Origin of the sequence: Burkholderia sp. HI2714, from assembly GCF_002223085.1 — a bacterium.
GTDB lineage: Bacteria > Pseudomonadota > Gammaproteobacteria > Burkholderiales > Burkholderiaceae > Burkholderia > Burkholderia lata_D.
The window spans coordinates 44,195-66,184 of sequence record NZ_NKFM01000011.1; the positions used below are offsets into that span (position 1 = coordinate 44,195).

The window sequence follows — 21,990 nt, forward strand, 5'->3', positions numbered from 1 at the left end:
CTGAGTGCAAGTCACCGTCAACGAGCGCGACGCCGTCCAGAGCGTCGCCACGGCACACCCGGCCGCCAACGGGGAAGCGCATGGCCATGGGATGGACAAGCTCGTGATCGAAGGCGGCCACCGCCTGTCGGGCGAGATCGTCGTGTCGGGCGCGAAGAATGCCGCGCTGCCGATCCTGTGCGCGGGGCTGCTCACCGGTGACCCGGTCGATCTCGACAACGTGCCGAATCTCAAGGACGTGCGGACCACGCTGAAGGTGCTGAACCAGATGGGCGTGAAGAGCGAGACCGACGGCTGCCGCGTGCAGCTCGACGCGTCGCGCGTCGACAACCTCGTCGCGCCGTACGAGCTCGTGAAGACGATGCGTGCGTCGATCCTCGTGCTCGGGCCGCTGCTCGCGCGCTTCGGCGAGGCGAAGGTGTCGCTGCCGGGCGGCTGCGCGATCGGCGCGCGTCCGGTCGACCAGCACATCAAGGGCCTGCAGGCGATGGGCGCCGAGATCAGCATCGAGCACGGCTTCATCGAAGCCCGCGCGAAGCGCCTGAAGGGCGCGCGCATCGTGACCGACATGATCACGGTGACGGGGACGGAAAACCTGCTGATGGCCGCGACGCTCGCCGACGGCGAGACGGTGATCGAAAACGCCGCGCGTGAGCCGGAAGTGAGCGATCTCGCACACTTGCTGGTCGCGATGGGCGCGAAAATCGACGGCATCGGCACCGATCGCCTCGTGATCCAGGGCGTCGAGCGGCTGCACGGCGCACGCCATTCGGTGATCCCCGACCGCATCGAGGCCGGCACGTTCCTGTGCGCGGTCGCGGCGGCGGGCGGCGACGTGATGCTGACGGGCGTGCGCCCGCACATCCTCGACGCGGTGATCGACAAGCTGCGCGAAGCCGGCGTGTCGATCGAGGAAGGCGACAGCTGGCTGCGCGTGAAGATGGACCGCCGCCCGTCGGCGGTGACGATCCGCACGTCGGAATACCCGGCGTTCCCGACCGACATGCAGGCGCAGTTCATGGCCCTCAATACGGTCGCGACGGGCACCGCGCAAGTCGTCGAAACCATTTTCGAGAACCGTTTCATGCACGTGCAGGAACTGAACCGGCTCGGCGCGAACATCACGATCGACGGCAATACCGCGCTCGTGACGGGGGTCGAGAAGCTGTCGGGCGCGAACGTGATGGCGACCGACCTGCGTGCGTCGGCGAGCCTCGTGATCGCCGGGCTGCGCGCCGACGGCGAAACGCTGGTCGACCGCATCTATCACCTGGACCGCGGCTACGACCGCATGGAAGCCAAACTGACCGCCGTCGGCGCGAACGTGCGCCGCCTTTCCGGGAGCCAAGCATGACCGCGCCGCTGACCCTTGCCCTGTCGAAGGGCCGGATTTTCGAGGAAACCCTGCCGCTGCTGGCCGCGGCCGGCGTGCAGGTGACCGAGGATCCGGAAACGTCGCGCAAGCTGATCCTGCCGACGACGAACCCCGACCTGCGCGTGATCATCGTGCGCGCGAGCGACGTGCCGACCTATGTCGAATACGGCGCGGCCGATTTCGGCGTGGCCGGCAAGGACGTGCTGGTCGAGCACGGCGGCTCGGGCCTGTACCAGCCGATCGATCTGAACATTGCGCGCTGCCGGATGTCGGTGGCCGTGTCGGCCGGTTTCGACTATGCGAGCGCCGTGCGGCAGGGCGCGCGACTGCGCGTCGCGACGAAGTACGTCGAAACCGCACGCGAACACTTTGCCGCGAAGGGCGTGCACGTCGACCTGATCAAGCTGTACGGCTCGATGGAGCTTGCGCCGCTGGTCGGGCTGGCCGACGCGATCGTCGACCTCGTCAGCTCGGGCGGCACGCTGAAGGCGAACAATCTGGTCGAGGTCGAGGAGATCATGGCGATCTCGTCGCGCCTCGTCGTGAACCAGGCTGCGCTGAAGTTGAAGCGCACGGCGCTCAAGCCGATCCTCGACGCGTTCGAACGCGCGTCGCAGAATGGCGGTTGAGCGCATCACCGTAACGGAACTCCCATGTCCATCACCATCCGCAAGCTCGATTCGACGAGCGAAGGCTTCGGCGCCGAGCTGCGCGCGCTGCTCGCATTCGAGGCGGGCGAAGACGCGGCGATCGAGCAATCGGTCGCGCAGATCCTCGCCGACGTGAAGTCGCGCGGCGACGCCGCGGTGCTCGAGTACACGAACCGCTTCGACCGGCTGAACGCGAACAGCGTCGCCGCGCTGGAGCTGCCGCAGGACGCGCTGCAGACGGCGCTCGACGGCCTCGCGCCGAAGGCGCGCGCGGCGCTGGAAGCCGCTGCGGCGCGGGTGCGTGCGTACCACGAGAAGCAGAAGATCGAGTGCGGCACGCATAGCTGGCAATACACGGAAGCAGACGGCACGGTGCTCGGCCAGAAGATCACGCCGCTCGACCGCGTCGGCCTGTACGTGCCGGGCGGCAAGGCCGCGTATCCGTCGTCGGTGCTGATGAACGCGATTCCCGCGCGCGTCGCGGGCGTCGGCGAGATCGTGATGGTCGTGCCGACGCCGGACGGTGTGAAGAACGACCTCGTGCTCGCCGCGGCGCTGCTCGGCGGGGTCGATCGCGTGTTCACGATCGGCGGTGCGCAGGCGGTCGGCGCGCTCGCATACGGCACGGCGACGGTGCCGGCCGTCGACAAGATCTGCGGCCCCGGCAACGCGTACGTCGCGTCGGCGAAGCGCCGCGTGTTCGGCACGGTCGGCATCGACATGATCGCCGGGCCGTCGGAAATCCTCGTGCTGTGCGACGGCACGACCGACCCGAACTGGGTCGCGATGGACCTGTTCTCGCAGGCCGAGCACGACGAACTCGCGCAATCGATCCTGCTGTGCCCGGACGGTGCGTTCCTCGAGCGCGTCGAAAAGGCGATCGACGAGCTGCTGCCGTCGATGCCGCGCCAGGACGTGATCCGCGCGTCGCTCGAAGGCCGCGGCGCGCTGATCAAGGTGCGCGACATGGCCGAGGCCTGCCGGATCGCGAACGACATCGCGCCCGAGCACCTGGAAATTTCCGCGCTGGAGCCGCAGCAATGGGGCCAGCAGATCCGCCATGCGGGCGCGATCTTCCTCGGCCGCTACACGAGCGAGAGCCTCGGCGACTACTGCGCGGGCCCGAACCACGTGCTGCCGACGTCGCGCACCGCACGCTTCTCGTCGCCGCTCGGCGTGTACGACTTCATCAAGCGCTCGAGCGTGATCGAGGTCAGCGCGGAAGGCGCGCAGACGCTCGGCGAGATCGCATCCGAGCTCGCGTACGGCGAAGGGCTGCAGGCGCACGCGAAGAGCGCCGAGTTCCGGATGAAGCACTGACCGCACGCCGCGCGGGGCCGCGGCTGGCGCCGATGTGCGGCCCGGGCCGCCCCCGAAGGCCGGGGCTGGAGACACCTGTGCAGGGCGGCAGCCGCCGCCCTGTCGACCCATTGACGCCGGCGCGACGTACGCCGGCTTGAGACCATGACGACGCCACAAGACATCATCCGCCGCGACGTGCTCGCGATGACGAGCTACCCGGTGCCGGACGCGAGCGGGTTCGTGAAACTCGACGCGATGGAGAACCCGTACCCGCTGCCCGAACCGCTCGCCGCGGCGCTCGGCGAGCGTCTCGCGCAGGTCGCGCTGAACCGCTACCCGGCGCCGCGCCCGGCCGCGCTGCTCGACAAGCTGCGCCATGCGATGGGCGTGCCGGCCGGCTGCGACGTGCTGCTCGGCAACGGCTCGGACGAAATCATCAGCATGATGTCGATGGCCTGTGCGAAGCCGGGCGCGAAGGTGCTCGCGCCGGTGCCGGGCTTCGTGATGTACGAACTGTCCGCGAAGCTCGCGCAGCTCGAATTCGTCGGCGTGCCGCTGAAGGCCGACCTGACGCTCGACGTCGACGCGATGCTCGCGGCTGTCGCCGAGCATCGTCCGGCGCTCGTCTATCTCGCGTACCCGAACAACCCGACCGGCACGCTGTACGACGATGCCGACATCGAACGGATCGTCGCGGCCGCACGGCACAGCCTGGTCGTGATCGACGAGGCGTACCAGCCGTTCGCCGTTCGCTCGTGGCTGCCGCGCGCCGCCGAATTCGACAACGTCGTCGTGATGCGCACGGTGTCGAAGCTCGGCCTCGCGGGCATCCGCCTCGGCTATCTGGTCGGTTCGCCCGCGTGGCTGACCGAATTCGACAAGGTGCGCCCGCCGTACAACATCAACGTGCTGACCCAGGCGACCGCCGATTTCCTGCTCGACCACCTCGACGTGCTCGACGCGCAGGCGGCCGACCTGCGAGCGGAACGCACGCGTCTCGCCCAGGAAGTGGCCGCGCTGCCGGGCACGACGGTGTTCCCGAGCGCCGGCAATTTCCTGCTGGTGCGCGTGCCGGACGCGGCCGCCGTGTTCGACGCGCTGCTCACCGAGCGGGTTTTGGTCAAAAACGTGAGTAAAATGCATCCGTTGCTGGCTGAATGCGTGCGGCTGACCGTCGGTTCTCCCGACGAAAACGCGCGCCTGCTGGCCGCTTTGAAACTCGCACTGCCCGGTTGAGCCTCTGGGCGCCGCAGCGCGAAACGATCAATCCCCATTTACATCGACTCAGTCAAGGAATTGCCATGCGTGTGGCGGAAGTCGTTCGCAATACCAGCGAAACGCAGATCCGTGTGAAGCTCAATCTCGACGGCACGGGCCAGCAGAAGCTGGCCACCGGCGTGCCGTTCCTCGACCATATGCTCGACCAGATCGCTCGACACGGTCTGGTCGATCTCGAGGTTGAAGCGCATGGCGATACGCATATCGACGACCACCACACGGTCGAAGATGTCGGCATCACGCTCGGCCAGGCCGTCGCGAAGGCGATCGGCGACCGCAAGGGCATCCGCCGCTACGGCCATTCGTACGTGCCGCTCGACGAGGCGCTGTCGCGCGTCGTGATCGACTTCTCCGGCCGGCCGGGCCTCGAATTCCACGTGCCGTTCACGCGGGCGCGGATCGGCACGTTCGACGTCGACCTGTCGATCGAATTCTTCCGCGGTTTCGTGAACCACGCGGGCGTCACGCTGCACATCGACAACCTGCGCGGGATCAACGCGCACCATCAGCTCGAAACGGTGTTCAAGGCCTTCGGCCGTGCGCTCCGTGCGGCGGTGGAACTGGACGAGCGGGCGGCGGGGCAGATCCCGTCGACGAAGGGCAGTCTCTGAACCTGAACTGACCGGACGGAGCGTCAAGGACAACCTCACGGCTTCGGCGCGCGGCGCCGGCTTGCGATGGATCTGCTCAAATCGTTCATTTCGCTGCTGGCGCTGATCAACCCGGTCGGCGCGGTGCCGTTCTTCCTGAGCCTGACGGCGCAGCAGACGGATGCCGAGCGGCGGCGCACGATCCGGATCGCGTCGGTATCGGTGTTCTGCGTGATCACGGTGACGACGCTGCTCGGGCAGCAGATCATCAACTTCTTCGGCATTTCGGTCGGGTCGCTCGAAGTGGGCGGCGGGATCATCATGCTGCTGATGGCGATCAACATGCTGAACGCGCAGATCGGCAACACGCGATCGACGCCGGAGGAGCGCCACGAGGCTGAGCTGAAGGACAACATAGCGGTCGTGCCGCTGGCGATTCCGCTGCTCACGGGCCCCGGCTCGATCAGCACGGTGATCATCTATGCGGCGAACTCGCATCACTGGTATGAGCGGGCCGGGCTGGTCGCGATCGGCGCGGTCCTGGCTTTTCTGTGTTTCGTCGCGATGCGGCTCGCCGAGCCGATCGCGAACTGGATCGGCCGCACGGGCATCAACATCGCCACGCGGCTGATGGGTCTGATGCTGTCGGCGCTGGCGGTGGAATTCATCGTCAATGGACTGAGGGCGCTACTGCCTGCACTGAGATGAAAACTTCGATTGCGATTGTGGATTATGGGATGGGCAACCTGCGCTCGGTCGCGCAGGCGCTCAGGAAGGCCGAACCGGCCGCCGACGTGGCGATCGTCGACACGCCGGCCGCGATCCGCGCGGCCGACCGTGTCGTGCTGCCCGGCCAGGGCGCGATGCCCGACTGCATGCGCAGCCTCGGTGATTCGGGCCTGCAGGAGGCCGTGATCGAGGCCTCGCGCACGAAGCCGCTGCTCGGCGTGTGCGTCGGCGAGCAGATGCTGTTCGACTGGAGCGCGGAAGGCGACACGAAGGGCCTCGGCCTGTTGCCCGGCAAGGTCGTGCGTTTCGCGCTCGACGGCCGTCTGCAGGACGACGGCTCGCGCTTCAAGGTGCCGCAGATGGGCTGGAACCGCGTGCGCCAGTCGCAGCCGCACCCGCTGTGGGACGGCGTGCCCGACGACGCGTATTTCTACTTCGTGCACAGTTATTACGTGACGCCGGACAACCCGGCGCATACGGTTGGCGAAACGGCCTACGGCGCGCCGTTTACGTCCGCGGTCGCGCGGGACAACATCTTCGCGACCCAATTCCACCCGGAGAAAAGCGCGGAAGTCGGGTTGCGTCTGTATCGCAACTTCGTACACTGGAAACCGTAAAACGTGGTGCGCGAGCCACAGTCGATCTGGCCGAACGGCCTGTCGCGTGGCGCGCTCGCGCTTAAGCGCCGAAAGAGTTGTACTAAACTAGCGAGACGGCGCGGCACCGGTTTGGCCGGTACGCGCCTGATTCTTTTCATTTTCCACGACGACACCCGATTGCTATGTTGCTGATTCCGGCCATCGACCTCAAAGACGGTCAGTGTGTGCGCCTCAAACAGGGCGATATGGACCAGGCCACGATTTTTTCCGAGGACCCGGCGGCGATGGCCCGCAAGTGGGTCGATCTCGGCGCCCGGCGGCTCCATCTCGTCGACCTGAACGGCGCATTCGCCGGCAAGCCGAAGAATCTCGAGGCGATCGAAGCGATCCTCGACGAAGTCGGCGACGAAATCCCCGTACAGCTCGGCGGCGGCATCCGCAGCCTCGAGACGATCGAGAAATATCTCGACGCCGGCCTGTCCTACGTGATCATCGGCACGGCGGCCGTCAAGAACCCGGGCTTCCTGCAGGACGCATGCACCGCGTTCTCCGGCAACATCATCGTCGGGCTGGACGCGAAGGACGGCAAGGTCGCGACCGACGGCTGGAGCAAGCTGACCGGCCACGAAGTGATCGATCTCGCGAAGAAGTTCGAGGACTACGGCGTCGAATCGATCGTATACACGGACATCGGCCGCGACGGGATGCTGCAGGGCATCAACATCGACGCGACCGTGAAGCTCGCGCAGGCGGTCGGCATCCCGGTGATCGCGAGCGGCGGCCTGTCGAACCTCACGGACATCGAGAGCCTGTGCGAAGTGGAAGAGCACGGCGTCGAAGGCGTGATCTGCGGCCGTGCGATCTACTCCGGCGATCTCGATTTCGCGGCCGCGCAAAAGCGCGCGGACGAACTGAACGGCGAACTCGACAACGCGTAAGCGCGGTTGTCCCGCTCGCCGGGGCTGCCTGCAGGCGGCCCCGACCGGAAGCCTCGCGCGAGGCTTTCCGCAACCGGCCGTCCCATCGCGGCATTTGGCGCAACATCATGGCTCTAGCTAAACGCATCATCCCCTGCCTGGACGTGACTGCCGGGCGTGTCGTCAAGGGCGTCAATTTCGTCGAGCTGCGCGACGCCGGCGATCCCGTCGAAATCGCCCGCCGCTACGACGACCAGGGTGCCGACGAACTGACCTTCCTCGACATCACCGCGACGTCCGACCAGCGCGACCTGATCCTGCCGATCATCGAAGCCGTCGCGTCGCAGGTCTTCATTCCGCTGACCGTCGGCGGCGGCGTGCGCGCCGTCGAGGACGTGCGGCGCCTGCTGAACGCGGGCGCGGACAAGGTCAGCATGAATTCGTCGGCGGTCGCGAACCCGCAGCTCGTGCGCGACGCGGCCGACAAGTACGGCTCGCAGTGCATCGTCGTCGCGATCGACGCGAAGCGCGTGTCGGCCGACGGCGAGACGCCGCGCTGGGAAGTGTTCACGCACGGCGGCCGCAAGAACACGGGCCTCGACGCGATCGAATGGGCGCGCAAGATGGCCGAGCTCGGCGCCGGCGAGATCCTGCTCACGAGCATGGACCGCGACGGCACCAAGTCGGGCTTCGACCTCGCGCTCACGCGCGGCGTGTCGGATGCGGTGCCGGTGCCGGTGATCGCGTCGGGCGGTGTCGGCTCGCTGCAGCACCTGGCCGACGGCATCAAGGACGGCCGCGCCGATGCGGTGCTGGCCGCGAGTATCTTCCACTACGGCGAGCACACGGTCGGCGAGGCGAAGCGCTTCATGGCCGACCAGGGCATCCCGGTGAGGCTGTGATGAATACGGAAACGAATGCATTGCCCGCGTGGCTCGACAAGGTCCGCTGGGACGACAACGGCCTCGTGCCGGTGATCGCGCAGGAGGCGTCGACGAACGACGTGCTGATGTTCGCGTGGATGAACCGCGAGGCGCTGGCGAAGACGATCGAGACGCAGCGCGCGGTCTACTATTCGCGCTCGCGCAAGCGCCTGTGGTTCAAGGGCGAGGAGTCGGGCCACGTGCAGCACGTGCACGAGGTGCGGCTCGACTGCGACGAGGACGTCGTGCTGCTGAAGGTCGAGCAGGTGTCGGGCATCGCGTGCCACACCGGTCGGCATTCGTGCTTCTTCCAGAAATTCGAAGGTACCGTCGACAGCGGCGACTGGGTCGCGGTCGAACCGGTGCTGAAAGACCCCGAACACATCTACAAATGACGCAATCGACCGAAGACACGCTGCTGCGCCTCGCGGCCGTAATCGATAGCCGCAAGGGCGGCGATCCCGATCAATCGTACGTATCGCGCCTGTTCCACAAGGGCGACGACGCGGTGCTGAAGAAGATCGGCGAAGAGGCGACGGAAGTCGTGCTGGCCGCGAAGGACGTGCGCCAGGGCGGCGCGCCGACCGCGCTCGTCGGCGAGGTGGCCGACCTGTGGTTCCACTGCCTCGTGATGCTGTCGCATTTCGACCTGAGCCCGGCCGACGTGATCGCCGAGCTCGAGCGCCGCGAGGGGCTGTCGGGTATCGAGGAGAAGGCCCTGCGCAAGCGTCGCGAGCGCGAGGAAAACGGCGGTTGACAGGCAGACCCCGCCGCGGTGGCAACAGTGCGGTAAGCTGTAAGAATTGTCATCTAACGGGGGTAGCATCATGAACGATACGTCGAACCAGTTCCCGACGCCGGCGGTGCCGGGGGCAGCGGATGCCGAACGCCTGAACGGGCTGCGCACGCTGACCCACGTGCTGTACGGCCTTTATGCAATTCACTGGCTGACGGGCGGTGTCACGGGCATCATCGCGATCATCATCAACTACGTGAAGCGCGGCGACGTGGCCGGCACGCCGTACGCCGATCACTTCGAGTGGCAGATCCGCACGTTCTGGCGCGCGCTGATCGCTTACGTGATCGGGTTCGCGCTGGCCTTCGTGGTGGTGGGATTCGCGATCATGTTTGTCACATGGATCTGGACGCTGTACCGTATCATCAAGGGTTGGCTGTACCTGAACGACAACAAGCCGCTCGATCCGCAGGCCTGGTTCTGACCGGCCGCGGGCGGGCGTCTGCAGGAGCAACATGAGTCACGATCCGAATTGCCTGTTCTGCAAGATCGCGGCAGGCGAGATCCCGAGCACGAAGGTGCACGAGGATGACGAATTCGTCGCGTTCCGCGACATCCGCCCAGCGGCCGAGACACACGTGCTCGTGATTCCGCGCCAGCATCTGCCGACGCTGTCGGCGGCGAGCGACGCCGATGCACCGATGCTCGGCCGGCTGATGCTGCTCGTGTCGCGTCTGGCCAGCCAGCTCGGCGTCGCGTATACGGGGGGCGAAACCGGTTTCCGTACGGTGATCAACACGGGCCCGGGCGGCGGGCAGGAGGTCTACCACCTGCACGCGCATATCCTGGCCGGCCCGCGCCCCTGGCATCGGATGGGTTGACGGCGCGGGGCGTTTCCCCGCATCGATTGTCGAAGCCGGCGCGTTGCCGGCGATTTACGCCGCATCGCGGCGTGGTTGAGGAGAGGTTTCATCATGGGTGGATTGAGCATTTGGCACTGGCTGATCGTGCTGCTGATCGTCGCGCTGGTTTTCGGTACGAAGAAGCTGCGCAACATCGGCAACGATCTCGGCAGCGCCGTGAAGGGTTTCAAGGACGGCATGAAGGACGGCGAAGCACCGGCGGACGCGCAGCAACTGCCGCGCTCGGGCTCGGTCGACGTCAACGCGAAGGAAACGACGCGTTCCGACTCGAACAAGGCGTAACGCCGGTACGCTGACAGGCATTCGCGATGCTGGATCTCGGTCTTTCGAAGATGGCGCTGATCGGCGTCGTCGCGCTCGTGGTGCTCGGCCCCGAGCGCCTGCCGCGCGTTGCGCGTACGGCAGGCGCGCTGTTCGGCCGTGCGCAGCGGTACATCAACGACGTGAAGGCCGAGGTCTCGCGCGAAATCGAACTCGACGCGTTGCGCACGATGAAGACCGATTTCGAGGCGGCTGCGCGCAATGTCGAGACGACGATTCACGACAACCTGCGTGAGCACGAGAAGGACCTGAACGACACGTGGCATTCCGCGGTCGGCGGTCTCAACGAAGCGGCGGGCGACGCCGGTTCGACGGGTTCCGACACGCCCGCCGCGCCGTCGTGGCGCAGCGGTGCGGCCGCGCTCGCGCCGAAGCGCCGCAACTGGCGCGTCAAGCAGGCGGCTGCGCCTGCCTGGTACAAGCGCGCGACCACCCGCCGTACGCACGTGCAGTCGGGCGCCGCGCGTGTCGCGCGCCACCAGCCGGCCAGCCTGCGCCGGCCGACGCGCTTCTTCTGAGCCGAGCGCATGCTCGCTCGTCAATCCTACCGAGGGCCGGTGTGAGCGACCCCCAGCAGAACCCGGGCGACGCCCCGGAAGAAACCTTCATTTCCCATCTCGTCGAGCTTCGCGATCGCATCATTCGCGCGGGCGCGGCTGTGATCGTCGTGTTCCTCGGGCTCGTCTACTGGGCGCCCGACATCTTCCGGCTGCTCGCGCGGCCGCTGATGGAGAACCTGCCGAAGGACGGCAAGATGATCGTCACCGACGTCACCGGCTCGTTCTTCGTGCCGATGAAGGTCACGATGCTCGTCGCGCTGGTGATCGCGCTGCCGATCGTGCTGTACCAGATCTGGGCGTTCGTCGCGCCGGGGCTGTACCAGCACGAGAAGAAGCTCGTCGCGCCGCTCGTCGGCAGCAGCTACCTGCTGTTCCTGTGCGGGATGGCGTTCGCGTACTTCCTCGTGTTCCCGACGATCTTCCGCGTGATGGCGCACTACAACGCGCCGCTCGGCGCGGAAATGACCACCGACATCGACAATTACCTGAGCTTCGTGCTCGGGATGTTCATCGCGTTCGGGGTCACGTTCGAGGTGCCGATCGTCGTCGTGCTGCTCGTCCGGATGGGCGTGCTGTCGCTGAAGAAGCTGAAGGAGATGCGTCCGTACGTGATCGTCGGCGCGTTCGTCGTCGCGGCGGTCGTCACGCCGCCGGACGTGTTCTCGCAACTGATGCTCGCATTGCCGCTGGTCGTGCTGTTCGAGATCGGGCTGCTGGCGGCGCGCTTCTTCGTGCCGAAGAAGCCGGCCGAGGAAGGCGAGGCGGAGAACGGCGAAGCCGCCAGTTGATGGCGGCGACCGGGCTTGAGCAAAACCCGGTGGCGTAGTCGGTCGGAAAGCGGATGGCGGGGCCGTCTGCCCGGCGACAAGGGTCTTTCGAACAAAACAAAGGGCAGCCAACCGGCTGCCCTTTTTCATTTCCGACGGTGCCGGGCATGCGGCCGTGCGCCGCTCGCCCGACGTTACTCGGTATCGCTGTCCTGCTCGTCGAGCGCCTGCTTCGGCGGCGGTGGGCGCTTGCCGATCACCACGTTCAGGTCGAACGCCTTGCCCTTGCGCACCACGTGCACCTTGGTCGACGTGCCCGGCTTGATTTGTGCGACGGTGTTCAGCAGCTTCGTGGTGTCGGTGATCTCGTCGCCGTTGACCGAGATCAGGATGTCGCCCGGCTTGATGCCGGCCTTGTCGGCCGGGCCGCCCTGCAGCACGCCGGCGACGATCGCGCCCGATTTCTGCGTCAGCCCGAACGACTCGGCGATCTCCGGCGTGACGTCCTGCGGCTCGACGCCGATCCAGCCGCGCGTGACCGAGCCCGTCGTGATGATGCTTTCCAGCACCGTGCGCGCGGTCGACACGGGGATCGCGAAGCCGATGCCGAGCGAGCCGCCCGAGCGCGAGTAGATCGCGGTGTTGATGCCGAGCAGGTTGCCGTTCACGTCGACCAGCGCGCCGCCCGAGTTGCCGGGGTTGATCGGTGCATCGGTCTGGATGAAGTTCTCGAACGTGTTGATGCCGAGGTGGTTGCGGCCCAGCGCGCTGATGATCCCCATCGTGACCGTCTGGCCGACACCGAACGGGTTGCCGATCGCGAGCACGACGTCGCCGACCCGCGACTGGTCGGAGCGGCCGAGCGTGATCGTCGGCAGGTTCGTCATGTTGATCTTCAGCACCGCGAGATCGGTTTCGGGATCGCTGCCGATGACCTTCGCGGTGCCCGTGCGGCCGTCGGCGAGCGCGACTTCGATCTGGTCGGCGCCGTCCACGACGTGCTGGTTCGTTAGAATGTAACCTTCAGGGCTCACGATAACGCCCGAGCCAAGGTTGGCGGCCGGTTCGTCCTGCTGCTTGCGGGCGTTGCGGTCACCGAAGAAGTAGCGGAACAGCGGATCCTTCGCGCGCGGGTCGGGCGGCAGCGAGCCGTCCTTGCTGGAGAACACGTTGACGACGGCCGGCATCGCCTTTTGCGCGGCTTCGGCGTACGACGTGGTCGCCGGTGCGCCGCCGATGCCCGGCGCGACTTCGCGCAGCGCGACGATCGGCGTGGCGAGCTGCTTGCCGAGCTGTCCTTGCCGTTGCAGCCATTGCGGCTTGAGCGTCACGACGATGAACATCAGCGCGAGCAGCACGGTAACCGCCTGCGCGAAGAACAGCCAGAAGCGTCTAAGCATCTGAATGGATTAGAGGTTTATATGGATCGGATCGAACTTGAATTGTACTTGAACAATACCCTTGAAACCGCGCGCTTCAAGGACTATTGCCCGAATGGCCTCCAGGTCGAGGGGCGCCGCAAGATCGACAAGATCGCTACCGGCGTGACGGCGTCGGTCGCGTTTCTCGAAGCGGCGCTCGAATGGGGGGCAGATGCCGTGCTCGTCCATCACGGTTATTTCTGGCGCAACGAGTCGCCGCAGATCACGGGCCGCAAATACCAGCGCCTGAAGCTGCTGCTCGCGAACGACCTGAACCTGTTCGCGTTCCACCTGCCGCTCGACGCGCATCCCGAATTCGGCAACAACGCGCAGCTCGGCGACCGGCTCGGCCTGATCGGCGAGCAGCGGTTCGGCGAAGGCGACCTCGGCTGGATGGCGACGCTGCCGATGCCCGTCACGCTCGAGCATTTTGTCGCGAAGGTCGAGCGCACGCTTGGCCGCACGCCGCTCGTGCTCGGCGATCCGGACATGCAGTTGCGCCGCATCGCGTGGTGCACGGGCGCCGCGCAAAGCTATTTCGACGCGGCGATCGACGCCGGTGCGGACGTGTTCCTGACCGGCGAGGTGTCCGAATACGTGACGCACACGGCCGCCGAGAGCGGCGTCGCGTTCGTTGCGGCAGGGCACCATGCGACCGAGCGCTACGGAATCCAGGCGCTTGGCGCCCACTTGTCCGAAGAATTCGATATCGAACACCTTTTTATCGATATCCATAACCCGGTCTGAATGCCGGATTTGCGGCAGCGCATCGAAATTTCGCAATGTAGCAAATACTTAAAAGTGAAATGATTTAATCGCTCCGATAGTGGGGGATAACCCTTAACTATCAAACACTTCGAAGGGATTTTCATCTCCGGGCCTTGTAAATGGCGGCTCCATTCGAGCAAACTAGCGGCGGAATGGAAAGTCGTGACGGAAAATCCAACTCAGAAGTGGGGCGTGTGATGCGAGACAAGGAAGAGAAACGCGTCGACAGCGGCCGCCGTACCTGGCTGATTGCGACATCCGTAGCAGGTGGCGTGGGAGGCGTAGCCACCGTCATACCTTTCGCGGCGTCGCTTGCGCCGTCCGCGAAAGCGAAAGCGGCCGGTGCACCGGTCGAAGTCGACATCAGCGCGCTGAAGCCCGGTGAAATGGTGACCGTGCCGTGGCGCGGCAAGCCGGTGTGGATCCTGAACCGCACCGAGGCGATGCTGGCCGACGTGGTCAAGGCCGACAAGGAAGTGGCCGATCCGACCACCGAAAAGCCCTATACGATGCCGTTGCCCGCGTATTGCGCGAACGAATATCGCGCGCGGGCCGATCGCAAGAACATTCTCGTCGTGATGGCCGTGTGTACGCACCTCGGCTGCACGCCAAGCCAACGCTTCACGCCGGGTCCGCAGCCGAACCTGCCGGACGACTGGCCGGGCGGTTTCCTCTGCCCGTGCCACGGTTCGACCTACGACCTCGCCGGCCGCGTGTTCAAGAACAAGCCGGCGCCTCAGAATCTCGACATCCCGCCCTACATGTTCACGTCGGCGACGACCCTCGTGATCGGCAAGGACGAGAAAGGAGAAGCGTGATGGCCGCCGACAACAAGGAAGTCTCCACGACAGGTTTTACCGGCTGGATCGACCAGCGCTTCCCGCTCACGTCCACCTGGAAGAAGCACGTTTCCGAGTACTACGCGCCGAAGAACTTCAACTTCTGGTACTTCTTCGGCTCCCTCGCGCTGCTGGTGCTCGTCAACCAGATCGTCACCGGCATCTTCCTGACGATGAACTACAAGCCCGACTCGACGCTCGCGTTCGCGTCGGTCGAGTACATCATGCGCGAGGTGCCGTGGGGCTGGCTGATCCGCTACATGCACTCCACGGGCGCATCGATGTTTTTCGTGGTCGTCTACCTGCACATGTTCCGCGGGCTGCTTTACGGGTCGTACCGCAAGCCGCGTGAACTCGTGTGGATCTTCGGCTGCGCGATCTTCCTGTGCCTGATGGCCGAGGCGTTCTTCGGCTACCTGCTGCCGTGGGGCCAGATGTCGTTCTGGGGCGCGCAGGTGATCGTGAACCTGTTCTCGGCGATCCCGTTCGTCGGCCCCGACCTGTCGCTGTGGATTCGCGGCGACTACGTGGTGTCGGACGTCACGCTGAACCGCTTCTTCGCGTTCCACGTGATCGCGATTCCGCTCGTGCTGGTCGGCCTCGTGATCGCGCACCTCGTCGCACTGCACGAAGTGGGCTCGAACAACCCGGACGGCATCGAGATCAAGGCGAAGAAGGACGAGAACGGCGTGCCGCTCGACGGCATCCCGTTCCACCCGTACTACTCGGTGCACGATTTCCTCGGCGTGTGCGGGTTCCTGATGGTGTTCGCGCTGATCGTGTTCTTCTCGCCGGAGATGGGCGGCTACTTCCTCGAGGCGAACAACTTCGTCCCGGCGAACCCGCTGCAGACGCCGCCCGAGATCGCGCCGGTCTGGTACTTCACCGCGTTCTACGCGATGCTGCGCGCGACCACCGACCCGTTCAAGATCGTCCTGATGATCGTGATCGCGCTGCTCGGCGTGCTCGCGCTGATCCGCGCGCGCGGCAAGTGGAAAGTCGGCCTGCCGGTGCTGGCCGCGGCGATCGTCGTGTTCATGTACCTGACGGAGTCGAAGTTCTGGGGCGTCGTCGTGATGGGGGCGGCGGTGATCTCGCTGTTCTTCCTGCCGTGGCTCGACCGCAGCCCGGTGAAGTCGATCCGCTACCGGCCGCTGTTCCACAAGGTGTTCCTCGGGATCTTCGTCGTGGCGTTCCTGACCCTCGGGTTCCTCGGCACGCGGCCGCCATCCCCGGCCTCGACACTGATCGCGCAGGCCTGTGCGCTGATCTACTTCGCGTTCTTCCTCGGCATGCCCGTCTGGACGCCGCTTGGCACGTTCAAGCAGCCGCCGGAGCGGGTGCGCTTCAAGCCCCATTAACGTGAGCGAGGAGAGAACGACATGAAGAAACTGCTTTCGACACTCGCGCTGATCGGGGCGACCGCGTGTGCGCTGCTGGTGGCGCCGGCGGTTCGGGCGGAAGGTAATTTTCCGCTCGACCGGGCGCCCGATAACACGGAAAATCTCGTTTCGCTTCAGCACGGCGCGCAATTGTTTGTAAACTATTGCCTGAACTGCCACAGCGCGAACCTGATGCGCTACAACCGTCTGACGGATCTGGGCATATCCCAGAAGGAGATCGAAAAGAATCTCCTGTTCACGACCGACAAGGTCGGCAACACGATGTCCGTCGCGATGCGGCCCGAAGACGCGAAGAACTGGCTCGGCACCTCGCCGCCCGACCTGTCGGTCGAGGAGCGCGCACGCGGCCGCGACTGGCTGTATACGTATCTGCGGAGTTTCTACCGCGACGATACACGGCCGAGCGGCTGGAACAACGCGGTGTTCGAGAACGTTGGCATGCCTCATGTACTGTGGCAGCTGCAGGGGCAGCGCGCCGCCAAATTCGAAGACAAGACGGACGAGGAGACGGGCGAGAAGGTCCATACGCTCATCGGCTTCCAGCAGGTCACACCGGGGACACTGTCCGCGGTGGATTATGATTCTGCGGTTGCCGACCTGGTGGCGTACATGACCTGGATGTCCGAGCCGGCTCAGCAGACCCGCAAACGCCTCGGCGTATGGGTGCTGATCTTTCTCGGTGTCCTGACTTTCCTGGCCTGGCGGCTCAATGCCGCGTACTGGAAAGATATCAAGTAATCACGCCTGACCGGCGTGGGGCCGGCGCAAGGTGGAACCCCGGAAGGGGTTCGCCGCGTGCCGGCCCTCGGCTTTTTTGAGGAAACGCAAACATGATGGTTCTGTATTCCGGCACAACTTGCCCGTTCTCCCAGCGTTGCCGGCTGGTGCTGTTCGAGAAGGGCATGGACTTCGAAATCCGTGACGTCGACCTGTTCAACAAGCCGGAAGACATTTCGGTGATGAACCCGTACGGTCAGGTGCCGATCCTGGTCGAGCGCGACCTGATCCTGTACGAATCGAACATCATCAACGAGTACATCGACGAGCGCTTCCCGCATCCGCAACTGATGCCGGCCGACCCCGTGCAGCGCGCACGTGCACGCCTGTTCCTGCTCAACTTCGAGAAGGAACTGTTCGTCCACGTCAGCACGCTCGAAAACGAGAAGGGCAAGGCAGCGGAGAAGAACCACGAGAAGGCACGCCTCGCGATCCGCGATCGCCTGACGCAGCTCGCGCCGATCTTCGTGAAGAACAAGTACATGCTTGGCGAGGAGTTCTCGATGCTCGACGTCGCGATCGCGCCGCTGCTGTGGCGTCTGGATCACTACGGCATCGAGCTGTCGAAGAACGCGGCGCCGCTGATGAAGTACGCCGAGCGGATCTTCAGCCGTCCGGCCTACATCGAAGCACTGACGCCGTCCGAAAAGGTCATGCGTCGTTGATGGTGCAATGAGTGCATGACGGAGAGGGCGGCGCGGCGTGCCGCGCCCCCGCTCCGGGTTCGAGGATTGTGATGCAAGAGATTTCAACGAAGCCTTATCTGCTGCGCGCGTTGTACGAGTGGTGCACCGATAACGGTTACACGCCGCATATCGCGGTGAGGGTCGACAACTCGACGCGCGTACCGCGTCAGTTCGTGCGTGACGGCGAGATCGTGCTCAACATCAGCTTCGAGGCGACGAGCCAGCTGCAGATGGGCAACGAGTGGATCGAGTTCACGGCCCGGTTCTCCGGGAAGGCGCACAAGATCGAGATTCCGGTTGCCAACGTGCTCGCGATCTATGCGCGCGAGAACGGGCAGGGCATGGCGTTCCAGGTCGATGCGGTCGCGGGCGAAGGCGCGGATTCGGGTGCGTTCGACGAAGATGCTGCACCGACGGATGATGCGCAACGCGACGAGTCGCCTGCTGGGTTGACGCCGGTCGCCGACAGCGGCGCGAACGAGGAACCCTCCGAAGGCGCCGACGAGCCGCCGAAAACCGACGGTGATGGCGACGGTTCAAAAGGTGGCAGCAGACCTCGCCTCAAGATCGTGAAATGAGGTAGAATCTCGCGCTACGCCGGCTTAGCTCATCTGGTAGAGCAGTTGATTTGTAATCATCAGGTGGCGGGTTCGAGTCCTGCAGCCGGCACCATATTGAACGAAGGGCCGGGAGGTTTTGCCTCCTGGCCCTTTGTCGTTTCTGTCCCATAAGGCAACAAACCCGGCGCGGGGCGCGTGGCGAACCCGCTTCGGCGCATCGCATGTTCCGACGCAAGCATGCGGAATCTCTTTCACGACTCCGTGCCGTAGGATTTCCGGTCGGGACGACGGTGTCGCCTGTCAGGAGCGGTGTATCGCTAAGCGATGTCGTTGCGACGAAGCCAGTCTTTCAGGCAGTGCTTGCATACCGACTTCCCGCTTTCGAGCAGGTGGAGGCTGCGCTCGCCCGATTCCATTCGATAGATGCCAGTAGCAAGATCGATATCCGGTCCCAGCACACGAAGAAGGAAGGCTTCGTCGAACCAGAATTTGTTTTCTGCTTTCGGTGAAGTCACGACTACATTGATTAGCCGACCGTGCGGCACCGCATCACGCCGATCGATCAACGCTGCCATGGCTGGCGATGTGCGCGAGCCGACCGCAATCCCGTGGATGTCACATTTGACTAGCGGACCGTCCAACGTCGCATTGTCTGCGACGATCGCCGTGTCGAACGCGCGTGATACGGGCGTCGGCGAGTGCGGTTGTTCGCCCGAACGTACGAGCAGTTCGTCCAGGCAATCCGGGCAAACATGCTCGCATGCCCGGTCGAGCAACGCGAACTTTCGCAGCTCGGTGACATGCGCGACGCCGTCGACATGGTTGGCAGTTACCGCATGCTCGTCCAGATCCGCGCGCGTCATCCATACGACGTGGCTGCGCTTGGGCCGATCCAGCGATACCCGCACCAATTCATCGGGCTCGAATCGTCCGCGCTCGCGAATTCGGTCGCCGATGCGTTTCGCTGCCACGGTGAATGGCCGGACGCCGTGCCTGGCGCACAACGTTGGAGACCTCATCTGTCGTTACCTCGTCATCGATTAATTCACATGCGGACCGACGCCATGTCGGTTGAGGAATACCCACGCACGCTTGCCCCGCGTCGGAACGTCGGCTCCCCCGGCATTGAGTACGTCCATCACGTACGTCATGCAGCTGTTGTTGGACACGTAATCGGCGCCGTCTGATTCCTCCCGGCCAGCGCAGCCTGGATGCCTTTACCCAGTCGGCGAGATACGCGCGACCTTCGCTGCCGAACGCAGGCCCGTCGAATGCATTGCCGTCCACGACGACCAGGATCGCTGTCGCTTCCGTCGGTGCGATGCCGGCAGTGTTCTTGCCGATGAGATTGGGCGTGGCGACGCAGCCGCTGACGCGCGCTACAACCACGCATGTAGTCAGTCCACGCAGTGTTTTCATTGTTTTGATGGCCGGCCCGTGGGGAAAACGTCGTGTCGACTCGAGGCAATGCGGTCGAGCGCAACGTGATCGCGTGATTGTGTTGGATGCGGTGCGGTTTGCCAACGCATCCGTCAACGATCTGTCAGAACGTAATCCTGTTGCCCCAGCCGCAAGTCGGCAACCATCACATCTGCCTGAACAACCCCGCATACGCCCGGCTGACCGGCAGCATCTCCCGCTGCCCGTGCACGCGAATCCGCAACCTTCCCAACAGATCGCGCTCGACACGATCGATCGCTGCGTACGCAACGATCACGCCGCGATGCACCTGTGCGAACCGCTCTGGATCGAGCCGCTGCATCAGTTCCTTCAGCGGCGTGCGAATCACGAGCCGTTCGCCGGCCGTGACGACTTCCGTGTATTTCTCCGACGCCTGGACGGACGCTTTCCGTATGCGGGCATCGATGCGAACGCGGTCGCGCTGGCGGCCGTCCTGGGCGGCGCGGCGCTGGGCTGGCTGCACGCGAGCCGGTGGCGGCTCGCGTACCGTCCGGCCTCGTCGGGCCTGCGCGTACGCCTGCCCGGCGATGCGAGCCTGCTCGCCACGCTGATGCTGACGTTCGTCGCCGAAACCGGCATCCATTACGCGGTCGCCGTGCATGCGCCGTGGGCGGCGACGGGCAGCTTCGTGATGCTGTCGTTCGCGGTATGGGGCGTGCTCGTCGGGATGACGCTCGGGCGCGCGGTGAACGTGGTCGTGCGCTGCATGCGCCATGCGAACGGATCGAAGCATGGGAGTTTCCCGTATTCGGTCGATCCGAGATGAAGGGTGCGCAACGGCCCGCGAGCGGGCAACTGACGGCCTGACAGGCGATGCGGCCCGTCTTCGCCAATCGTGGCGGCATCGAACCGAAAGCGGTGTGTGACGCGCCCCGTTTTCCTGTCACGGTCGCGTCATGGTGCGCCCATAACGTTGCACGTTCCCGTCGCGGCGGCACCGCCGGACAGGGAACGTGCGCAACCCGCTCGCGACGACGTGCCCGCGTCGCAGGTGGGGGCCGACCGGGATCTCGCTCCCGGCGGCGCAGCGGTCATGCATCGCGCCATTTCATTCGAAAATACGATCGACGACGGTTCGAACCGGACTGCGGACGATCAGGAGACAGGGACCATGCTGAGTCCGCATGAATTCTCGATGCTGTTGCGCGTCGCGCGTGCGCCGGACAGCGTCGATCCGTCGAATCCGGCCTTCGCCGTGCTGGTCGAGAAGCGGCTGGTCGACGATACGCAGGTACGCATGAATGCCGTGGCCGCGCGCCCGGCGCTGACACCGATCGGCCAGATGCTGCTGGCGCGCTTCGACGAAGCGGCTTGAAGGGACGCGTCACGCCTTCATCGAAACGAAGGGCGTGACGCGTTGAAGCGCCGGGCCGCTTACTGTGCGACCGGCACGGTCACGTCGCTGCCGAACCAGTGCGTCGAGATCTTCTTCAGCGTGCCGTCCTTGCGCAGCGAATCGAGCGCGTCGTTGATCGCTTTCTCGAACTTCGGATTGCCCTTGCGGAACGGGATCGCCATTTCCTGCTTGCCGCCGTTCAGCACCGCGCCCGCGCGCAGCGGCAGGTTCGACGTCTTGATCATGTACGGCAGCATCAGGCGGTCGTCGAGCGTCGCCTCGATCCGGCCGGCGGCGAGGTCGCGCAGCTTTTCCGGCGCGCCCGGATACGTCTGCACCTCGATGCCCGGCACGGTGCGCGCCATCTGGTCATAGTTGGTGCCGAGCGTCACGCCGAGCTTCTTGCCCTTGAAGTCGTCGAGCGACTTGAAGTTGCGCGAGTCGTCCTTGCGCTGGATCAGCTGGGCGGCCGAATACGTGTACGGCTCGCTGAAGTCGAGCACTTCCTTGCGCTGCGGCGTGATCGTGACCTGATTGACGATCACGTCGAACTTGCCGGCCTGCAGGCCCGCGATGATGCCGCTCCATTCGGTCGGGATGAACTGCGTCTTCACGCCGAGCTTGCCGGCGACCGCGTTCGCGATGTCGACGTCGAAACCCTCCAGTTGCCCCGACGTGCCGCGCGAGTTGAACGGCGGATACGTGCCTTCGAGGCCGACGCGCAGCACGCCGGCTTTCTTCACTGAATCGAGCAGGTCGTCCGCGTGCGCGGAGACCGCCGTAAAGCCGAGGGCCGACGCGAGCAGCAGGCCCGACAGCAGGAACTTCGAACGTTTCATCGCAGATCTCCAGTGGTCAGCGTGGTGTGAGGTGAGCGCCGGCGCCGGGTGGGCGCGGCGGGCCGCAAGACGGGCACGTAGACACTACTCGCAACCGGGCCGCGCCGGAAGTCGAATTGGCCCTGATTGAAAGCGATTTCATCGATATGCCGGACGGCGGGCGTGATTGCCGTCCGCCAGCGTGGCACGCGGGCTGATCGGATTCCGCTCGTTGAAATCAGGTCAGATTC

28 protein-coding genes and 1 tRNA gene are annotated in these 21,990 nt (G+C 65.1%); 25 read left to right on the forward strand and 4 right to left on the reverse strand.

All coding sequences use genetic code 11. The features are described 5' to 3' along the window. Positions 1–4 precede the first annotated feature (4 nt). The 16 genes from murA (at position 5) to tatC (ending at position 11,691) form a co-directional block, all read left to right on the forward strand. Positions 5–1,354: a UDP-N-acetylglucosamine 1-carboxyvinyltransferase gene (murA, locus tag CFB82_RS02225; RefSeq protein ID WP_069246963.1), complete on the forward strand. Its 1,350-nt coding sequence runs from the start codon at positions 5–7 to the stop codon at positions 1,352–1,354. Then, on the forward strand, positions 1,351–2,004 hold the full coding sequence (gene hisG / locus CFB82_RS02230; protein ID WP_011350725.1) for an ATP phosphoribosyltransferase: 654 nt from the start codon (positions 1,351–1,353) through the stop codon (positions 2,002–2,004). Before murA ends, hisG begins: the two co-directional genes overlap by 4 nt. 24 nt (positions 2,005–2,028) lie before the next feature. Further along, positions 2,029–3,345, forward strand: a complete 1,317-nt coding sequence (gene hisD, locus CFB82_RS02235) for a histidinol dehydrogenase (RefSeq protein ID WP_089483326.1) — start codon at positions 2,029–2,031, stop codon at positions 3,343–3,345. Positions 3,346–3,489: 144 nt separating this feature from the next. After that, a complete protein-coding gene (hisC, locus tag CFB82_RS02240; protein WP_089444828.1) occupies positions 3,490–4,563 on the forward strand; it encodes a histidinol-phosphate transaminase in 1,074 nt (357 codons plus the stop codon). A gap of 65 nt (positions 4,564–4,628) precedes the next feature. Next, positions 4,629–5,216: an imidazoleglycerol-phosphate dehydratase HisB gene (hisB, locus tag CFB82_RS02245; protein ID WP_011350728.1), complete on the forward strand. Its 588-nt coding sequence runs from the start codon at positions 4,629–4,631 to the stop codon at positions 5,214–5,216. Positions 5,217–5,282: 66 nt separating this feature from the next. After that, complete coding sequence (locus tag CFB82_RS02250) at positions 5,283–5,903, forward strand: YchE family NAAT transporter (protein ID WP_011350729.1); 621 nt, start codon at positions 5,283–5,285, stop codon at positions 5,901–5,903. After that, positions 5,900–6,541 (forward strand): imidazole glycerol phosphate synthase subunit HisH, encoded by a 642-nt coding sequence (gene hisH / locus CFB82_RS02255; RefSeq protein ID WP_089483327.1) that lies wholly within the window; start codon positions 5,900–5,902, stop codon positions 6,539–6,541. The genes CFB82_RS02250 and hisH overlap by 4 nt, the downstream gene beginning before the upstream one ends. 164 nt (positions 6,542–6,705) lie before the next feature. Then, positions 6,706–7,461 (forward strand): 1-(5-phosphoribosyl)-5-[(5-phosphoribosylamino)methylideneamino]imidazole-4-carboxamide isomerase, encoded by a 756-nt coding sequence (gene hisA, locus CFB82_RS02260; RefSeq protein WP_069246967.1) that lies wholly within the window; start codon positions 6,706–6,708, stop codon positions 7,459–7,461. A 107-nt stretch (positions 7,462–7,568) separates the two neighbouring features. Beyond that, on the forward strand, positions 7,569–8,342 hold the full coding sequence (hisF, locus tag CFB82_RS02265) for an imidazole glycerol phosphate synthase subunit HisF (RefSeq protein WP_011350732.1): 774 nt from the start codon (positions 7,569–7,571) through the stop codon (positions 8,340–8,342). After that, positions 8,342–8,758, forward strand: coding sequence for a phosphoribosyl-AMP cyclohydrolase (hisI, locus tag CFB82_RS02270; protein ID WP_039366640.1), 417 nt, complete (start codon positions 8,342–8,344; stop codon positions 8,756–8,758). The genes hisF and hisI overlap by 1 nt, the downstream gene beginning before the upstream one ends. Further along, entirely contained in the window at positions 8,755–9,120 is a 366-nt protein-coding gene (locus tag CFB82_RS02275) for a phosphoribosyl-ATP diphosphatase (protein ID WP_006485344.1), read from the forward strand. Before hisI ends, CFB82_RS02275 begins: the two co-directional genes overlap by 4 nt. A 70-nt stretch (positions 9,121–9,190) precedes the next feature. Then, on the forward strand, positions 9,191–9,583 hold the full coding sequence (locus tag CFB82_RS02280; protein ID WP_069246968.1) for a DUF4870 family protein: 393 nt from the start codon (positions 9,191–9,193) through the stop codon (positions 9,581–9,583). 31 nt (positions 9,584–9,614) lie between these two features. Beyond that, positions 9,615–9,980: a histidine triad nucleotide-binding protein gene (locus tag CFB82_RS02285; protein WP_089483328.1), complete on the forward strand. Its 366-nt coding sequence runs from the start codon at positions 9,615–9,617 to the stop codon at positions 9,978–9,980. Positions 9,981–10,073: 93 nt separating this feature from the next. Then, positions 10,074–10,304, forward strand: a complete 231-nt coding sequence (gene tatA, locus CFB82_RS02290) for a Sec-independent protein translocase subunit TatA (protein WP_021161850.1) — start codon at positions 10,074–10,076, stop codon at positions 10,302–10,304. 26 nt (positions 10,305–10,330) lie between these two features. Further along, on the forward strand, positions 10,331–10,861 hold the full coding sequence (tatB, locus tag CFB82_RS02295; protein ID WP_089483329.1) for a Sec-independent protein translocase protein TatB: 531 nt from the start codon (positions 10,331–10,333) through the stop codon (positions 10,859–10,861). Positions 10,862–10,902: 41 nt separating this feature from the next. Beyond that, on the forward strand, positions 10,903–11,691 hold the full coding sequence (gene tatC / locus CFB82_RS02300) for a twin-arginine translocase subunit TatC (RefSeq protein WP_046544799.1): 789 nt from the start codon (positions 10,903–10,905) through the stop codon (positions 11,689–11,691). Between the two features lie 173 nt (positions 11,692–11,864). Here the strand turns inward: tatC and CFB82_RS02305 are convergent, their stop codons facing one another. Beyond that, positions 11,865–13,070: a Do family serine endopeptidase gene (locus CFB82_RS02305; RefSeq protein WP_089444832.1), complete on the reverse strand. Its 1,206-nt coding sequence runs from the start codon at positions 13,068–13,070 to the stop codon at positions 11,865–11,867. Positions 13,071–13,091: 21 nt separating this feature from the next. Here CFB82_RS02305 and CFB82_RS02310 point away from each other — a divergent pair, with 21 nt between their 5' ends. From CFB82_RS02310 to CFB82_RS02340, 7 genes are all read left to right on the forward strand, one after another. Then, on the forward strand, positions 13,092–13,838 hold the full coding sequence (locus CFB82_RS02310) for a Nif3-like dinuclear metal center hexameric protein (protein WP_069246971.1): 747 nt from the start codon (positions 13,092–13,094) through the stop codon (positions 13,836–13,838). 218 nt (positions 13,839–14,056) lie between these two features. Next, positions 14,057–14,677 (forward strand): ubiquinol-cytochrome c reductase iron-sulfur subunit, encoded by a 621-nt coding sequence (gene petA / locus CFB82_RS02315; protein WP_069246972.1) that lies wholly within the window; start codon positions 14,057–14,059, stop codon positions 14,675–14,677. Then, positions 14,677–16,059 (forward strand): cytochrome b, encoded by a 1,383-nt coding sequence (locus CFB82_RS02320; protein ID WP_089483330.1) that lies wholly within the window; start codon positions 14,677–14,679, stop codon positions 16,057–16,059. The genes petA and CFB82_RS02320 overlap by 1 nt, the downstream gene beginning before the upstream one ends. Positions 16,060–16,080: 21 nt before the next feature. Beyond that, positions 16,081–16,839 carry a cytochrome c1 gene (locus tag CFB82_RS02325; RefSeq protein WP_069246974.1) on the forward strand — a complete coding sequence of 253 codons (759 nt, stop codon included), beginning with the start codon at positions 16,081–16,083 and terminating at the stop codon, positions 16,837–16,839. Positions 16,840–16,931: 92 nt separating this feature from the next. Then, complete coding sequence (locus CFB82_RS02330; protein ID WP_006400565.1) at positions 16,932–17,543, forward strand: glutathione S-transferase N-terminal domain-containing protein; 612 nt, start codon at positions 16,932–16,934, stop codon at positions 17,541–17,543. A gap of 71 nt (positions 17,544–17,614) precedes the next feature. Beyond that, entirely contained in the window at positions 17,615–18,142 is a 528-nt protein-coding gene (locus tag CFB82_RS02335; RefSeq protein ID WP_069246975.1) for a ClpXP protease specificity-enhancing factor, read from the forward strand. A gap of 18 nt (positions 18,143–18,160) precedes the next feature. Further along, a tRNA-Thr gene (locus CFB82_RS02340) sits at positions 18,161–18,236 on the forward strand. Between the two features lie 205 nt (positions 18,237–18,441). Here the strand turns inward: CFB82_RS02340 and CFB82_RS02345 are convergent. Next, on the reverse strand, positions 18,442–19,095 hold the full coding sequence (locus CFB82_RS02345; protein ID WP_143750866.1) for a hypothetical protein: 654 nt from the start codon (positions 19,093–19,095) through the stop codon (positions 18,442–18,444). Positions 19,096–19,709: 614 nt separating this feature from the next. Then, positions 19,710–19,913 (reverse strand): LytTR family DNA-binding domain-containing protein, encoded by a 204-nt coding sequence (locus tag CFB82_RS02350; protein ID WP_256990270.1) that lies wholly within the window; start codon positions 19,911–19,913, stop codon positions 19,710–19,712. Here CFB82_RS02350 and CFB82_RS43865 point away from each other — a divergent pair. Together CFB82_RS43865 and CFB82_RS02360 are read left to right on the forward strand one after the other, a co-directional pair. Further along, positions 19,848–20,351, forward strand: coding sequence for a hypothetical protein (locus tag CFB82_RS43865; RefSeq protein ID WP_256990271.1), 504 nt, complete (start codon positions 19,848–19,850; stop codon positions 20,349–20,351). The two genes, CFB82_RS02350 and CFB82_RS43865, sit on opposite strands and share 66 nt — an antisense overlap. Before the next feature lie 345 nt (positions 20,352–20,696). Next, positions 20,697–20,900 (forward strand): hypothetical protein, encoded by a 204-nt coding sequence (locus CFB82_RS02360; protein WP_011350748.1) that lies wholly within the window; start codon positions 20,697–20,699, stop codon positions 20,898–20,900. Positions 20,901–20,959: 59 nt separating this feature from the next. On the opposite strand, the gene CFB82_RS02365 is transcribed toward CFB82_RS02360, so the two are convergent. Beyond that, entirely contained in the window at positions 20,960–21,760 is an 801-nt protein-coding gene (locus CFB82_RS02365) for a transporter substrate-binding domain-containing protein (RefSeq protein ID WP_089483333.1), read from the reverse strand. Positions 21,761–21,990: the final 230 nt, after the last annotated feature.